Here is a 13,319-nt window from a genome sequence, read left to right on the forward strand (position 1 = left end):
TTATAATTTAATATTATTATACTACTTTTTCACTCGTTATGCTAGTTAATTTTTAATCATCTCAGGTTATAAGCAAATATAATTCGCTCAATTCTCAACTACAATCCTGTTAATCATCTAGTTGGTGACTAAATAACAACAAAAATAGTAGAAAGGTCTGCTAATCGCGTTTCAATGATTCATCTCATAACCAAGAGTTCCAACAATTGTCTTGTATAACTCCTCCCATATTTTGACGTAATGGGGTCCAAAGATAGTAACCTTGCTGTTTTAAATGATTTCTAAGTTCATAACTAAGATAACCTAAATATGCTAATACCGTTAAGAACAATTTTCTAGTAAGTCATCAACGGCCCTAATATTATCAGCTAAGCTACGTATCACAATATAATTCAGACTATAGCCTGATAGAGTGACTTATATACTTTAAATCCATAGAACCAAATGTGCTTAGAGAAATTACAACCAATGATGGCTCGTTCATTAAAATCATATGATATATGATTACGAACAGGTTGACAAAGTGATTAAGGAAAACTATTGATGATGACAGTGCTATTTTGAGAAATATGAGTTTTTATTCCTTTCCATATGATTTGAACTTACCAAATTTATTGTCTTGACCATAGATTATATCGACTTCTCTCAAGGAGACACACTAAAGGAAAGAGTTTATATATCCGATATAAATAATTTTGTGATTTAATACCTAGTTCATCCTGTAAAATAAGTAGTAATTAATTACTCTGTTTACAAGCAAGTATTAATTGTTTGAAGCAACTTATCAACAACTAAACGAATCTATAATGATATAAATAGAGATAAGGTATTATAAAAGATATAAAATCCTTCATCATTTTGTTAAATTTGAAATATATACATTTTAAAAATAGCTCAAGATAAATCTGGACCTCTTTTCTTTTTATTTATACTTCATCTTCACTTCCTGCATCCAATTTGGAAGGACTTTGTTTAGCTCCATATTAAGTTTGAGCTTGCTTCCAGACAATTCACTCGTTGCCTTAGTTGTTTCAAGTGTTTTTACGAGATCTTCCCTGAATGGAATTTCTTCTGGCTTTTTCAAGTCATAAGATTTAAGTAATTTAGTAAGTAGTTGATTATCTAATCCCCACTCTGTCGCAAATTCTTTTACAAGATTCATTTGTCTGTTTTCCTGCCATGCATCACTGTTAATTAATGAATTAAATGTTTCTGTACTTATTCTATCAAAACGTTTAGGACACTCTTCTCCTGAAATCACCTTGAAACACTACTCGCATCTATGGGATGGCGCTGATGAAGCTATCACTAATGAAATGGTCGGAATTATTAATGTTTCTTTCCCATCTTCTAGCTTAGTACATTTCAACGGGAACCAATCAATTTCTAAATAACATTCCCACCAAAAAACCCACCAAAGAATTACTAACTCCCTAAAAAGCCTATTAGATAGAGATTTCCAAGGAGTCTGCAACCGTTGAGTGGGAATAAACCAATCAAACACAAAAGAACTCTGAATCGGAATCAGAGTTCTTTTTTAGGTAGCACTTCTGCTTCCCTTTTTATTTGCGTTTCTTCTTAGCTTTTTTCATTTTGTTAGCCATGCGTTTCATAGACTGTTTCATGGCAAATTCACCGATTTTACCTTTGAGTCCACCACCAAACATCTGGCTCATATCTGGCATTCCTGCTCCTCCAAGAGCTGACAAGTCAGGCATGCCACCCTGTCCCATCATGCCTTCAAGGGCAGACATATCCATTCCACCCATATTTGGCATATTTTTAGGGAGGTTATTTGGATTAATGCCCATCTGCTTCATCATCTTGTTCATATCTCCAGACATGACGCCTTGCATGAGCTGTTTGGCCTGGTTAAAGTCCTTGATGAATTTATTCACTTCAATAAAAGTATTTCCAGATCCAGCAGCAATACGACGACGACGACTTGGATTTAACAAATCAGGATTTTCACGTTCTTCAGGTGTCATGGAAGACACGATGGCACGTTTACGAGCAATCTGACGCTCATCCACCTTCATGTTTTGAAGGGCAGGATTGTTAGCCATACCTGGAATCATCTTGAGCAAATCTTCCATCGGCCCCATATTTTGCACCTGATCCAATTGATCGATGAAATCATTGAAATCAAAGGTGTTTTCACGCATTTTTTCAGCCATTTCAAGGGCTTTTTGCTCATCGTATTCCTGAGAAGCTTTCTCAATCAAGGTCAGCATATCCCCCATACCAAGGATACGGCTTGACATACGGTCTGGGTGGAAGGTTTCAATATCTGTAATCTTTTCACCCGTACCAGTGAACTTGATAGGTTTACCAGTGATGTGGCGGACAGACAAAGCCGCACCACCACGAGTATCCCCATCAATCTTGGTAAGGATGACACCAGTTACTTCCAACTGAGCATTAAACTCACGGGCAACATTAGCTGCTTCCTGACCGATCATGGCATCAATGACGAGGAGAATTTCGTTTGGTTGGGCTAAGGCCTTAACGTCACGAAGCTCATTCATGAGAAGTTCATCGATTTGTAAACGCCCTGCCGTATCGATCAAGACATAGTCGTTGTGATTGGCTTGCGCTTGCTCCAAACCTTGACGGACAATCTCAACAGCTGGTACATCAGTACCAAGAGCAAACACTGGTACATCAATCTGCTGTCCTAGTGTTTTCAGCTGATCGATGGCTGCTGGACGATAGATATCCGCCGCAATCATCAAAGGACGAGCATTTTCTTCCTTCTTGAGTTTATTAGCCAGCTTACCAGCAAAGGTTGTTTTACCAGCCCCTTGCAAACCGACCATCATGATAATCGTTGGAATCTTAGGTGACTTGATAATCTCAGCAGTATCGGAACCTAAAACAGCTGTCAGTTCTTCATCAACAATTTTGATAATCTGTTGCGCAGGATTGAGGGTATCAATAACTTCGTGTCCGACTGCACGTTCACGAACTTTCTTGATAAAGTCTTTTACAACAGGCAAGGCAACGTCGGCTTCAAGCAAGGCCAAACGAATTTCTTTGGTTGCTTCTTGGACATCCGCCTCAGAGATTTTTCCTTTTTTACGTAGATTTTTAAAGACGTTCTGTAAACGTTCTGTTAAACTTTCAAATGCCATTTTTCTTCCTCTTATTCTCTATTATCAATACTTGTTAAAATTTCTATCTGCTCCTGCAGAAAGTCATCCTTGGGATAACGCTCTAAGATCTGGTCAAAAATCTGACTGCGAACAATGTAGTCCGAATACATGTGCAGTTTCATCTCATAGTCTTCCAAAATCTTTTCTGTCCGCTTGATATTATCATAAACAGCTTGACGACTGACACCAAACTCTTCAGCAATCTCAGCAAGACTATAATCATCAGCATAATAAAGCTCAATGTAGTTCATCTGCTTGTCCGTCAAGAGCGCGGCATAAAATTCAAAAAGTGCATTCATGCGATTGGTTTTTTCGATTTCCATAACCTTTATTATACCAAAAAATCTATCATATCGCTATACTAGAAGGCCTTCTTAAAAAAATAGAATGAAAAAAGAACCTTGCAAAGCAAGATTCTTTTAGTGTCTGACTTAAATAATTGTTCTTCTGGGAACTAAATCGAATTAAGCTTCGATTTCTGTAACCATACCTGAACCAACAGTACGTCCACCCTCACGGATAGAGAATGTAGTACCTTGTTCTACGGCGATTGGGTGGATCAACTCAACGTCGATAGTCACATTATCACCAGGCATTACCATTTCAGTACCTGCTGGAAGTTCGATTGAACCTGTAACGTCAGTAGTACGGAAGTAGAATTGTGGACGGTAGTTGTTGAAGAATGGAGTGTGACGTCCACCTTCTTCTTTAGTAAGGATGTAGACTTCACCTTTAAATTTAGTGTGTGGGTTGATTGAACCTGGTTTAGCGATAACTTGTCCACGTTCGATTTCGTCACGTTGAACACCACGAAGAAGGACACCTACGTTATCTCCGGCAAGACCTTCGTCAAGTTGTTTACGGAACATTTCAACACCAGTAACAACTGCTTTTTGAGTTTCTTCTTTGATACCAACGATTTCGATTTCGTCGTTAACACGAACAGTACCACGGTCGATACGTCCTGAAGCAACTGTACCACGTCCAGTGATTGAGAATACGTCTTCGACTGGAAGAAGCAATGGTTTGTCTGTGTCACGTTCTGGTTCTGGGATGTACTCATCAACAGTGTTCATCAATTCCATGATGATGTCTTCGTATTTAGAGTCACCTTCAAGAGCTTTAAGAGCTGAACCTTGGATAACTGGAAGATCGTCACCTGGGAAGTCGTATTCTGACAAGAGGTCACGGATTTCCATTTCAACCAATTCAAGCAATTCTTCGTCGTCTACCAAGTCAATTTTGTTCATGAAGACGATAAGGTGTTTAACACCAACCTGACGTGAAAGAAGGATGTGCTCACGAGTTTGTGGCATTGGTCCGTCAGTTGAAGCTACTACAAGGATAGCTCCGTCCATTTGAGCGGCACCAGTGATCATGTTTTTAACGTAGTCCGCGTGTCCTGGAGCGTCGATGTGGGCATAGTGACGTTTTTCAGTTTCGTACTCAACGTGCGCAGTGTTGATAGTGATACCGCGTTCGCGTTCTTCTGGAGCAGCATCGATAGACGCATAGTCTTTAGGTTGGTTAACTGCTGAAGGCAAGCGACGTGCCAAAACAGTTGTGATAGCTGCAGTTAGGGTAGTTTTACCGTGGTCAACGTGTCCGATAGTACCAATGTTAACGTGTGGTTTACTACGATCGTATTTTTCTTTTGCCATTTGAGTAAAAGCCTCCAATAAAATATATTTTATAGATAGACAGTAGGCAATACAGTCTAACTTTCCTTACTATTTTATCAAATTTCAGCTAAATTGCAAGTGTTTTACACACATTTTGTGAATTATTCTAAATCTCATAATTTCCCATTCTTTTCCAACAGAATCATTTAAAACACTTTTGACCAGTCTAACCTCAAGTCTTTTTATCAAAAAAATCAGGCCTCCCTGATTTTTAGATTGATTCTGATTTTTCCAGTTCTTTTTCTTTGGCTTCTTTATGATTTTCATATAATTTCGCCAAGAACTTCGTAATTTCTTTTAGGATAGAATAAGTTGGCACTGCTACAATCATTCCGATAACACCATAAATATTGCTAGAAAGTAAGAGAAGGACCAGAATGGTGATTGGATGAACCTTCATAACCCCTCCAACGATACGAGGGTATAGGATATTCCCATCCACCTGTTGGATAATCAGCATATAAATTACTGCAATGAGAACTCTGTGCGGATCAGTAAAGACATTGGCAATAATCATAGGAATCAGACCGATACTTGGTCCAACATAAGGAATCAGATTTGCCAAACCAGAAAAAATAGCAAAGACTAGAGCATATTTCAACCCTATCGTACTGTATCCAATATAGGCCAAACACCCGATAATAACCGCATCAATCGCAATTCCACTGATATAACGTGCGACAGTGGCGTTCAAATTCTTCAAGAGACTGGAAAAGTTTAATTTATCATGTTTTAGGACTGTTCGTTCCAACATCGGGAGGAACTTATGACCATCAAGCAAGAAATAAATCAAAAAGACTGGTGTCATAATGAGAATCAAAACAGTACTAAACAAGGCTGAAAGAACGCTGCCTAAACTATTGCTCACACTGTTGAGAATATTTTGTAAAATATCAACGTAAGATAAATTTAACTGTTGAATGGTTTTTTGAATATCAATATTTTGAAAGATTGGATTCATTGATAAATCATATATCAAATCTTGCAAGCGGCTATAGATATTCTGGCTAGAAATAATCAAGCTTGTCAACTGATTAATCAAAATCGGTAGCAAGTAGACTACCCCTACTACTATTGTACCAATCAAGGCACAAAGTGTGATGAGCACACCTATCAAACGATTGACTTTACATTTCTTTTCTAGAAATGTTACGATGGGATTTGTCAGGTAATAGAAGAATCCTCCGAGCAAAAATGGAATCATAATGGTATTAGCTACCATCACAAAAGGTGTGACAATCGCTCCCATCTCTCTCCAAAGATAGAAAATAAGAGTTAATAGTAAAATTTCAGCTGTCCAAAAAAATAACTTGTTTCTACGGAACATAGGCGCCTCCTTCCTTCTATTTTACCATAATTCTTCAAAAAGATAAGATGGCTTTACTATAAAAACGAGAATATTTTTTCGCTTTGTGATAGAATAAAACTACTATGAAGAAAATAATTTTAACCTTACTAACTCTTATCATTTTTGGTACAGCCATCCCCACTGTATCTGCGCAAGATTTTGACGTTGCTGCTAAACATGCCATTGCTGTCGAGGCTACAACTGGAAAAATCCTCTACGAGAAAGATGCAAATCAGCCTGTAGAAATTGCTTCTATCACCAAGATTCTCACTGTCTACCTAGTCTATGAAGCCTTGGAACAAGGGACCATTAGCCTATCTACCCCAGTTGATATCTCTGACTATCCATACCAACTTACAACCAATTCTGAGGCTAGTAATGTTCCTATGGAAGCGCGCAAGTATACAGTGGAACAATTATTGGAAGCAACTCTAGTATCAAGTGCCAATAGTGCAGCCATTGCTCTTGCTGAAAAAATTGCTGGTTCAGAGAAAGACTTCGTTGACAAGATGAGGGCGAAACTTCTTGAATGGGGCATCCAAGATGCTACTATTGTCAATACTACTGGACTTAATAACGAAACACTTGGAAATAATATCTATCCTGGTTCTAAAAAGGATGAGGAAAACAAACTAAGTGCTTACGATGTTGCAATCATCGCTCGAAACCTCATCAGAGATTACCCTCAAGTTTTAGAAATCACCAAGAAATCTTCATCAACATTTGCTGGTATGGAAATTCACTCTACTAACTATATGTTGGAAGGAATGCCAGCATATCGAGGTGGAGTTGATGGGCTCAAAACTGGTACAACAGACAAGGCAGGAGCTTCTTTCGTTGGAACAACTACCGAAAAAGGTATGCGAATCATCACAGTTGTCTTAAACGCTGACCAGCAAAACAGTAATCCTTACGCTCGCTTTACTGCTACTTCTTCTCTTTTGGACTATATAACATCTAATTATGCTCTCAAAACAATTGTCCAGAAGGGAGAGGCCTACAAAGATAGCAAAGTTTCTGTACTTGATGGGAAGGAAGATACCGTAACTGCTGTTACTAAATCTGATATCACTATCATACAACGATTGGGAAGTCGAGCATCATCAAGCCTGCAGTTCACTCCAAAAACCAAGGCCGAGACAGCGCCACTAGAAGCTGAAACTGTTGTTGGTCATTTAACCTATGATGACCAAGATTTGGTCGGTCAAGGTTATCTCACTTCTGAAAAACCTTCTTTTGAAATGGTCGCTGAAAAGAAAGTAGAAAAAGCCTTCTTTTTGAAAGTTTGGTGGAATCAATTCATCCGTTTTATCAATGAAAAACTATAAAAAAATCGCGATTCTTCGCGATTTTTTTATTTCATCTCTTTAAAAGCTGCTTCTGCATCAGCATTTCTAATAGCACCAAATTGGATTTTTCCAATTTTACCTTGACTGTCAATCAAGTATTCCGTTGGAATACTACGAATTTGGTAGGCTTGAAAGGCGGTTGCTTGGGTATCATACAAAACTGGTATATCCTTGTAGCCTTGTTCTTGAAACCATTTTGGGAAGTCTTGAACTGTTTTTTCACCTTGTAGTCCTGGTGCAATGACACTCAAGATTTCAAAGTCTCGATCTTGTTTTGCAGCTAATTCCATCAACTCGGGCATACTCTTTCGACAAGGTCCACACCAAGAAGCCCAGAATTTTAAATAGACCTTTTTCCCTTTATAGTCTGATAACTTGACTTCTTTGCCATCCATAGACTGCAAGGTGAAGTCTGGCGCATCCTTACCGACCGCGATTTGCTGTACAGTAGACTGTTTGGGATTTTCCGTTTGTTTGGTTTCTTTTTCACCACAGGCAATCAACAAGAATAGAGACATGAGGCTCAATCCAGCAAAAATAACTTTTTTCATCTTTTTCTCCTTTTATCCAAGAATTCCTGACAAGGCATTTAACTGCCCGAGCATTAATAATAATCCCATCAAAATAATCAAGGCTCCCCCGATTTTCTTTAGTAGGATCATATGGGGTTTTAATTTGCTAAAATAGGGCATGATCCATCCCGAAGCCAAGGCCAGAACAAGGAAAGGAAGGGCCATTCCCAATGTGTACACTAAGGTTAGTAAGGCTCCTTGCCAAGCACCATTCCCTCCAGAAGCTGCAAGAGCCAAGACCGAACTCAAAACTGGTCCGATACAAGGGGTCCAACCAAAACTAAAGGTTATCCCAAGCAAAAAGGCTGACAGATAGTGATTAGACTTTGATTGTTTGAAGGTGACTGTCTTTTGAACTTCCAGTTTATTAAAATGCAAGATTTCCATCTGGTGAAGGCCTAAAAGGACAATGACTGTCCCCATCGCATAACGAAACCAGTCTGCATAGAGCATGTGCCCTAGGAATCCAGCACCAAATCCCAAAATAAAGAAAATGAGGGAGATTCCTGCAATAAAGCACAAGGTCCGAATTAAGCCTGACCAGGCAACGTCTCTTCCAAAAAAGCGAAAACTTTTCGAATTTCCCTGATCATCTAGCAGAATACCAGCATAGACAGGTAGCAAAGGGAAGATACAAGGTGAAAAGAAGGACAGGATTCCTGCTAAAAAAACGGATACTAGAAATATAATCGACTCCAACGAATTACCTACTTTCACAAAATTCTAATCTTATTTTACTACAAAAGAAAAAATTTGTGACAACTTTGCTACGCTTGTCTATTTTATCTAAACTTAACACAAAAAAGGAGCTAAGCTCCTCAGATTGAAGACAAAGTCCTTAGACTACAAATTTCTAAGGGCTTTTCTTTGTGTAAAGTCGTATAATAGAGGTAAGAAAAGTTGTGAGGTGTTCCCTATGTTTCACAAAGAAAATCTCGAATATAACCGCAATCAAGTTGGTTTTTACACGCTAGATGAACTCGTTCCGCAAGCCCATTTTCTTCATCAGGTTGAGCAAGTGATCGATTTTTCCTTCATCTATGACTTAGTCGCAGATACTTATTCTGAAGATAAAGGTCGTCCTAGTTTAGACCCTGTTATGCTGGTTAAAATCCCTCTCATCCAATGTTTCTACGGTATCCGTTCCATGCTCTTGGTAGCTTTCCACCTGTGCCAGCAGGTCCGCGACTTCTGCTAAGTCTCTCGTTTTTAACTCTTTGATCGGCTGGGTAAAGGTGAATCTCTCCCCCAAAGCCCTAAAATCAATCACTGTTTTTCTATGCATATCTTAAGTATAGCACAAAAAGGCGGACCTAGAACAGCTAAATCCAGCTTTGTTTACTGATTTCCATAACGAAAATTCTTCTCTAAATTGGTTTTTTCTACTTTTGGCAATTTTCCATCAGATAGCATCCCTTCTTCTTGTAAAAGATGGTCTTGTTTGGAGTACTTTGCACAAGAATTCAACAAAAACACAGGGAGAGTCTTGGTTTCTGTACCCTTACTCTCCCTGTCTTTTACTGTTCAGAAATTAAAAATTGATTTGAAGTTTTAATGATGTTTACCGTTTCCTTGACATCTAAATCATCTGTGAATAGAAAATGATGTTTCTCACTATTTTTAGCTAGAAACTCATTTCTTGCTTGGATTGATAAATCGCCTGTTCTCTCAATTTCTTTTCGAGAAGAGTCCCTATCTTTCAAGGTTTCTTCTTGAGCCATTAGGACACAATATTTTAGCTTAATTCGTTTTTCTTTTAAGAAGGCTGCAATTTTCTTCAGTTGATCTTCAAATATGACATACTCTATCACAACAGTAATGCCACGATCCAAGAAATTATTGGTCAGACTGATGATATTATCCCAGAATAAATCCATGTAAAATCCATGTAAAATCCATCATCTTCCCAAGGAGCTACGAGACCTCCTTTAATCATTAAGTAAATCATATCCCCCTCTATCACTGCACTTTTGTCAAAAGAATAGGCCAACTCTTTGCTGACAGTGCTCTTTCCAACGCCTGGGGGCCCTGAAACGATATAAACACAATTTTCCAACCTTATACCTCTACATACTTGAAACATCTCTAATTTACGATAACTTTCAGCCCACTTATGACTTTCTTATGAAGTCTTCTGGATACTGTGCACGCGCACCCCCGATGAGTTTGGGACGGCTAGCGAGAGCGGTTACATGGGCATGTCCAATCTCACGCAAAACTGGTCGAATCGGAACCTGCACATGCTTGACATGCATGCCAATTGCGGTATCTCCGATATCCAATCCAGCATGAGCCTTGATGAACTCCACCTCAACAGGGTCTTTCATAAACTTAAAGGCAGCTAGTTGACCCGAACCGCCTGCATGAAGAGTCGGAAGGACGCTGACGATTTCTAGACCAAACTGCTCTGCCACCTGACGTTCAACGACTAGGGCCCGATTAACATGTTCACAGCCTTGAACAGCTAGATGAGTTCCTCTTTTCTCTAGAATATCTAGGATGGTTTTCACAATGATTTCTCCAATTTCTTGGCTGGATTCCTTGCCAATCTGGCCCCCTAAAACTTCGCTAGAGGATAGACCTAAGACAAAGAGACTTCCTTCACGCAATCCTATCTTTTCCAAAACATCTTCAATTACCTGCTGTGTTTCTGTTTTAATTCTACTTTTGTCCATCACTCTTAACCTCATTTTTCTCCTACTATCATATCTTTTTTTAATGATTTTATCAAGGCGGACTAATCATTCAGATTTTTAAAAGTAAAACTCCCAGAATGAACTGGGAGTTAGCTAGTTTCTATCCTATTTATGTATATTTCAACTGTCGTCCCTTTTTCGGGTGCAGAATTGATCTTCATCTGGTAATTGTCTCCAAAATGAAGTTTGAGTCGTTGGTCGACATTTTGAAGACCAACTCTCCCACGTTTGAGCTGACTTTGACTACTATCGCCAGCAGCTTGGAAACCAACACCATCATCCTCAATGCGGATGACAAGCCCTGAATCCTTTTTATGGACGGAAACTTTAATATGTCCCTGTCCATCTTTCTCCTTGATGCCGTGATAAAGGGCATTTTCTACAAGGGGTTGTAGCACCAGTTTAGGCAAGACTAAATTATCAAAGTCAGGATCTTCAGCAATTTCATACTCCAGCTTATCCCCATAACGTTGTTTCTGGATAAAGAGGTACTGGCGGACATGATTGATTTCATCAGACAGGCAAATCAAGTCCTTACCTTGATTGAGCGCCAAGCGGAAATAGGTTGCCAAGGACTTGGTCACCTGAACCACTCGCTGACTGTCCTGAAATTCAGCCATCCAGATGATAGTGTCCAAAGTATTATAGAGAAAATGGGGGTTAATCTGACTTGACAAGGCTTGAAGTTCATACTGCCTGGTCGTTTCTTCCTGTCTGCGAATAGCTGCCATCAGCTGATCAATCTGATCCAACATGGCATTAAACTGGCGAGTCACTTCTCTCAGTTCAGAGGCACCTGCTTCCTTGGCACGAAGATTCTGATAACCAGAAGCAATTTTCAGCATGGTTTCTCTCAAATCCTTCAAAGGGGCAATCCAGCGTTTGAGACTAAACCACACCAAGCAGAGACAGGCAAATAGAGACGTGACACTAGCACCAAGCAAGGTCCACATAAGTTGACTCCGAACCTGGTCTAACTTCTCCAGTGAAGACACACCTATAACCGTCCAATCAGTTCCTGCAATTTTTTCCTGACTCACATAGGATTGGTGGTCTGGAGTATAACCCTGCCCTGTCTCAATATAGGGTTTCATGGCCTCCATTTCGCTAGACGAACTATAAACTGTGTGTTGCGGATGGTAGACAAATTCATGCTTTTCATTGATGATAAAGGCAAAACCCTGCTGACCCAACTGGAGTTGATTGAGATAGGCTTCCAGAGTTTCATAAGAAATATCCAAACGAAGCACACCCAAATTAGCTCCCTTTGCATCAACAAGTTCCTGAGTGACAGAAATAACCCACTGACTATCCGATTTACGAGCTGGGGTTAAAACTGGCTTGGCTCCCTGATGAATGGCCTTTTGGTACCAATCCTCGGCCATCATATCAGAGGAGGTTTTCATCTGCACACTGTCATCTGTAGAAATAACCTGACCGGATTTGGTGACCAGTACCACCGTTTTCAAGTCCTGGTCTGCCTTTAAGATAGTCAAAAACAGATCTCGGATTTCCTTGACCTTGTCTTGACTGGGATTCTCAGCATAGGCTAGCACATCCTTCTGCTGGGTCAAACTGGTAGAGGTGGTTTCTAATTTTTTGATATAAGACTGGATAAAATGGCTAGTTTGACTGATAGTCGTTTGACTATTGCCTTCAATGGTAGTCTCAATGGCCGATGAACTAGATTGATAGTAGAAAGTCCCAACCAGAGCTAGGAGAATGAGAAAGACCAGAAAGATAGAAATAACCATTCTGACTAGGAGAGAAGAACGTTTCATTGACCTTCCCCCTTCTTAAACTGACGAGGGGTCACACCTGCAATCTGTTTAAAGCGTTGGGTAAAGTAGTTCATATCTTCAAAACCAACCTTTTCGGCTATCTCATAAATCTTTAAATCCGTTGTCAAGAGCAAAAGCTTGGCTTGTTTGACACGTTCTCGCACCAAATAATCCTGAAAAGGTAGGCCCAACTCTTTCTTAATCAAGGAGCTCAGATAGGTCGAACTAAAACCCAATTCACTGGCCAAGCTCTTTAAACTAAACTGGCTATCAGCCAGATGAAACTGGATCTTCTGGGCTATGTTTCCTTCAAACCTATCGGTCAGTAAATCTTGTAACTGCTCTTCCTTTTCTTCCTTGTCTAGTTTTTGCTTGATTTTCCCCAGCATTTCCTCAATATCCTGACGAGAAAAGGGCTTGAGCAGATAGTCATCGACACCTAGTTTGACAGCAGACAAGGCATAATCAAAATCATCGTAGCCCGTCAAAAAGACCAAATGCACCTGAGGATAGGTTTCTCGGACTAGACTAGCCAACTGGATGCCATTTAGCTGAGGCATGTTGATATCGGTTAAAATGATATCCGGAACCTGCTTTTGAATCAAGTCCCAAGCGTGTCTTCCATTTTCAGCCTGACCGATGATTTCCATATCGTAGGCTGCTACATTGACCAGTTTAGTCAAGCCTTGTCTTACCAGATACTCATCTTCTACGATTAAGATTGTGTAGGTCATGC

Annotated in this window: 11 protein-coding genes and 3 pseudogenes; 3 read left to right on the forward strand and 11 right to left on the reverse strand. The window is 39.6% G+C overall.

The genetic code is table 11. The features are described from left to right. Positions 1-922: 922 nt before the first annotated feature. Positions 923-1,261, reverse strand: coding sequence for a restriction endonuclease subunit R (locus D8803_RS07050; RefSeq protein ID WP_223805117.1), 339 nt, complete (start codon positions 1,259-1,261; stop codon positions 923-925). Here D8803_RS07050 and D8803_RS09830 point away from each other — a divergent pair. Beyond that, a pseudogene (locus D8803_RS09830) lies at positions 1,179-1,394 on the forward strand (site-specific integrase); the annotation flags it as partial. The gene D8803_RS07050 and the pseudogene D8803_RS09830 overlap by 83 nt on opposite strands. Before the next feature lie 168 nt (positions 1,395-1,562). Here D8803_RS09830 and ffh read toward each other — a convergent pair. The 4 genes from ffh to D8803_RS07075 all read right to left on the reverse strand — a co-directional run bounded on the left by ffh (position 1,563) and on the right by D8803_RS07075 (position 6,164). Further along, entirely contained in the window at positions 1,563-3,134 is a 1,572-nt protein-coding gene (gene ffh, locus D8803_RS07060) for a signal recognition particle protein (RefSeq protein WP_131200691.1), read from the reverse strand. Positions 3,135-3,145: 11 nt separating this feature from the next. Next, complete coding sequence (locus D8803_RS07065) at positions 3,146-3,478, reverse strand: putative DNA-binding protein (protein ID WP_000402066.1); 333 nt, start codon at positions 3,476-3,478, stop codon at positions 3,146-3,148. A gap of 141 nt (positions 3,479-3,619) precedes the next feature. Next, on the reverse strand, positions 3,620-4,816 hold the full coding sequence (gene tuf, locus D8803_RS07070; protein WP_001040719.1) for an elongation factor Tu: 1,197 nt from the start codon (positions 4,814-4,816) through the stop codon (positions 3,620-3,622). A gap of 232 nt (positions 4,817-5,048) precedes the next feature. Then, entirely contained in the window at positions 5,049-6,164 is a 1,116-nt protein-coding gene (locus D8803_RS07075; protein WP_038806157.1) for an AI-2E family transporter, read from the reverse strand. A gap of 104 nt (positions 6,165-6,268) precedes the next feature. Between D8803_RS07075 and pbp3 the strand changes: the two genes are divergently transcribed. Next, the gene (pbp3, locus tag D8803_RS07080) at positions 6,269-7,513 is read left to right on the forward strand and encodes a D-alanyl-D-alanine carboxypeptidase PBP3 (protein ID WP_131200692.1); all 1,245 of its coding nucleotides are present in this window, start codon (positions 6,269-6,271) and stop codon (positions 7,511-7,513) included. Between the two features lie 26 nt (positions 7,514-7,539). On the opposite strand, the gene sdbB is transcribed toward pbp3, so the two are convergent. Both sdbB and ccdA2 read right to left on the reverse strand, forming a co-directional pair. Beyond that, positions 7,540-8,085: a thiol-disulfide oxidoreductase-associated lipoprotein SdbB gene (gene sdbB, locus D8803_RS07085; RefSeq protein ID WP_125453613.1), complete on the reverse strand. Its 546-nt coding sequence runs from the start codon at positions 8,083-8,085 to the stop codon at positions 7,540-7,542. A gap of 12 nt (positions 8,086-8,097) precedes the next feature. Further along, on the reverse strand, positions 8,098-8,805 hold the full coding sequence (gene ccdA2 / locus D8803_RS07090; RefSeq protein ID WP_125453614.1) for a thiol-disulfide oxidoreductase-associated membrane protein CcdA2: 708 nt from the start codon (positions 8,803-8,805) through the stop codon (positions 8,098-8,100). Between the two features lie 217 nt (positions 8,806-9,022). On the opposite strand from ccdA2, the pseudogene D8803_RS07095 reads away from it, so the two are divergent. Beyond that, a pseudogene (locus D8803_RS07095) lies at positions 9,023-9,256 on the forward strand (IS5/IS1182 family transposase); the annotation flags it as partial. A gap of 367 nt (positions 9,257-9,623) precedes the next feature. Here the strand turns inward: D8803_RS07095 and D8803_RS07105 are convergent. The 4 genes and pseudogenes from D8803_RS07105 to D8803_RS07120 all read right to left on the reverse strand — a co-directional run bounded on the left by D8803_RS07105 (position 9,624) and on the right by D8803_RS07120 (position 13,317). Then, a pseudogene (locus tag D8803_RS07105) lies at positions 9,624-10,162 on the reverse strand (AAA family ATPase). A 55-nt stretch (positions 10,163-10,217) separates the two neighbouring features. Next, positions 10,218-10,781, reverse strand: a complete 564-nt coding sequence (locus tag D8803_RS07110; RefSeq protein WP_131200693.1) for a TIGR01440 family protein — start codon at positions 10,779-10,781, stop codon at positions 10,218-10,220. Positions 10,782-10,891: 110 nt separating this feature from the next. Next, on the reverse strand, positions 10,892-12,583 hold the full coding sequence (locus tag D8803_RS07115; protein ID WP_131200694.1) for a sensor histidine kinase: 1,692 nt from the start codon (positions 12,581-12,583) through the stop codon (positions 10,892-10,894). Next, a complete protein-coding gene (locus D8803_RS07120; protein ID WP_131200695.1) occupies positions 12,580-13,317 on the reverse strand; it encodes a response regulator in 738 nt (245 codons plus the stop codon). Before D8803_RS07120 ends, D8803_RS07115 begins: the two co-directional genes overlap by 4 nt. Positions 13,318-13,319: the final 2 nt, after the last annotated feature.

The sequence above is a fragment of the Streptococcus oralis genome, assembly GCF_003943385.1.
In the GTDB taxonomy this organism is placed as follows: domain Bacteria; phylum Bacillota; class Bacilli; order Lactobacillales; family Streptococcaceae; genus Streptococcus; species Streptococcus oralis_CA.